This is a genomic window from Anaeromyxobacter sp. PSR-1 (genome assembly GCF_000964525.1).
GTDB lineage: Bacteria > Myxococcota > Myxococcia > Myxococcales > Anaeromyxobacteraceae > Anaeromyxobacter.
In genome coordinates this window covers 1-2786 of record NZ_BAZG01000307.1, presented here as the reverse complement: position 1 = coordinate 2786, position 2786 = coordinate 1, and the positions used below count along the sequence as shown (strand labels likewise).

The window sequence follows — 2786 nt, the reverse complement described above, 5'->3', positions numbered from 1 at the left end:
CGCGGCGGACAGCCGCAGGCGCCGGGCGGCGCCCCCGCGCCGATGGGCGCCGGCGGACAGCCCGGCGCGCCGGCCCCCGCGAACGGGACCGCGCCGCAGGGCCAGCCCGCCCCGGCCGCGCAGCCCGAGGCGACCGAGGAGGTCGAGGGCGTGCTGCAGTTCGAGGGCAAGGGCAACGGCTGGCTGCGGGAGGCGAAGCGCAGCTACCTGCCCCAGCCGTTCGACGTCGAGGTCCCGCGCTGGCTCATCGACCGCACCCACCTGCAGCCGGGCATGCTGGTCAAGGGCGTCGCCACCGTCCGCAACATGAAGCGGGTGCTCTCGCGGATCGACACGCTGGAGGGCACCGATCCGATGGCGGTGGTGCGGCGCACGCACTTCCAGAACCTCACCGCCACCGACCCCACCGAGCGCCTGGTGATGGAGACCCGCTCCGACGAGCTGATCGGGCGGGTCCTCGACCTCATCTCGCCCATCGGCCTGGGCGCCCGCGGCCTCATCACCTCGCCGCCGAAGGCCGGCAAGACCATCATGCTGCAGCGGATCGCGCAGGCCATCACCGCGAACCGCCCGGACGTGCACCTCACGGTGCTCCTCGTGGACGAGCGTCCCGAGGAGGTCACCGACATGAAGCGGAACATCAAGGGCGAGGTGATCGGCTCGTCCAACGACCGGCCGACGGAGGAGCACATCCACGTCGCCGAGATGGTGCTGGAGCGCTCCAAGCGGCTGGTGGAGGGCGGCAAGGACGTGGTGATCCTGCTCGACTCGATCACCCGCCTCTCGCGCGCCTACAACAAGGAGGTCGAGTCCTCCGGCCGCACGCTCACCGGCGGCGTGGACTCGCGCGCGCTGGAGCGCCCGAAGCGGCTGTTCGGCTCGGCGCGCAAGGCCGAGGAGGGCGGCTCGCTCACCATCATCGCGACCGCGCTCATCGACACCGGCTCGCGCATGGACGAGGTGATCTTCGAGGAGTTCAAGGGCACCGGCAACATGGAGGTGGTGCTCTCGCGGCAGCTCGCCGAGCGGCGCATCTTCCCGGCCATCGACATCGGCGCGTCCGGCACCCGCAAGGAGGAGAAGCTCTTCTCGTCGAAGGACATCGAGAAGGTGCGGCGCCTCCGCGGCGCGCTCGCCTCGCTGAAGCCGGTCGAGGCCATGGAGCGGCTGCTCAAGAAGCTCTCCGAGTTCGACTCGAACGACGAGTTCCTGCAGAGCTTCTGAACGGGGCTGCGGAGCTTCTGAACGGGGCTGCGCCCCGCCCCGCGGACCCTGAGCCCGTCGAAGGGTCCGCGGGGCCCCACCCTGCTGCGCGGGGCCCGTGACCTCGCGCGCCCGCCTTCGCCGGCTCGCGCGACGTCCCCGCGGGCGCGGCTTTGCCGCGCAAGGCCCGTGAGGCGTGCCGCCCGGGCACGCTCCGCGGGGGCGGCGCGCCACACGCCCGCCTGCTCCCTCACCCCCGGTGCACGCACACGCCGGGCCGTGCGGCCGCCGATCCCGGTCGATAGAATCGGCCCCCATGGATCAGCGCCTTGCCCCGCCCGCCCCGCCCTGCTCTACTCGCGCGATGAACGCGGACCGGGTCTTCATCGTCGACGACGACGAGCTGATCCTGAAGGCGCTCTCGCGCGTGCTGGAGCTGTCCGGCTACGAGACCCGCTGCTTCCTGCGGCCGGCCGACGCGCTCGAGGCCATCGAGGCGGACGCCCCGGTGGTGGTGATCTCCGACTACATGATGCCGAGCATGGACGGGGTCGCCTTCCTCAAGGCGGCCCGCGCCCGCTTCCCCGCCGCGGTCCGCATCCTGTGCACCGCCGCCGAGGACTTCCGCGTGGCGCTCCAGGCGGTGAACGCGGGCGAGGTCTTCCGGATCATCTCGAAGCCGTGGCACCAGCAGGAGCTGCTCACGACCGTGAGCCAGGCCGCCGAGGCGGCGCGCCTGCGCATCGAGAACGAGCGGCTCACCGCCGAGGTGCACCGGCAGAACGGGCAGCTGAAGGAGATCAACACCCGGCTCGAGCAGATGGTGCAGCAGCGCACGCAGGCGCTGCTGGAGGGGCTCATCGCCGCGCTCGACTACCGCGACGCCGAGACCCAGTGGCACTCGCGGCGCGTCTCGCTCTACGCGCGCCGCCTGGCCCGGCAGCTCGGCATGGACGAGCCGGAGCTCACCGTCATCGAGCACGGCGCGCTGCTGCACGACATCGGCAAGATCGGCGTGCGCGACCGCGTGCTGCTGAAGCCCGGGCCGCTCACCGGCGAGGAGTGGACCGAGATGAAGCGCCACCCCGAGCTCGGGTGGGCGCTCCTGCAGCGGGTGGACTACCTGCGGCCCGCCTCGGCCATCGTGCTGCAGCACCAGGAGAAGTGGGACGGCAGCGGCTATCCCTCCGGGCTGGTCGGCGAGGGGATCGTCATCGGGGCGCGCATCTTCCACGTGGTGGACACGCTCGACGCCATCACCAGCGACCGGCCCTACCGGCGCTCGCGCCCGTTCGCGGAGGCGCGCGAGGAGATCCTCCGCTGCCGCGGGACGCAGTTCGACCCGCGCGTGGTGGACGCGTTCGTCTCGGTGCCGCCGGAGGACTGGGAGCGCATCCGGCTCGACGTCGAGACGGTGGCGGTGCTCTCCGCCGACCTGGCCGAGAGCCCGCCGCACCTCGAGGACCTGGACCTCGCCGGCGCGCGCGCCTGATCGCCGCTACTCCAGCGCCACCCCGAGCAGCTCCGCGGTCTCGCCCGCGCGCACGTCCACGGTCGCGCCGGCGCGGAAGCCGTCCTCGGTG

General features: G+C 72.8%; 2 protein-coding genes. Both read left to right on the top strand.

Going from position 1 to position 2786, the window contains the following annotated elements; genetic code table 11:
- Window positions 1-1224 (top strand): transcription termination factor Rho (rho, locus tag PSR1_RS22765; RefSeq protein ID WP_237758212.1); only part of this gene is annotated, 1224 nt, incomplete at its 5' end.
- A gap of 295 nt (window positions 1225-1519) precedes the next feature.
- A complete protein-coding gene (locus PSR1_RS22760) occupies window positions 1520-2695 on the top strand; it encodes an HD domain-containing phosphohydrolase (RefSeq protein ID WP_237758211.1) in 1176 nt (391 codons plus the stop codon).
- Window positions 2696-2786 lie beyond the last annotated feature (91 nt).

Coding starts and splice junctions, on each gene's coding strand:
- PSR1_RS22760 (WP_237758211.1), top strand. CDS start 1,520: ATGGATCAGCGCCTTGCCCCGCCCGCCCCGCCCTGCTCTACTCGCGCG.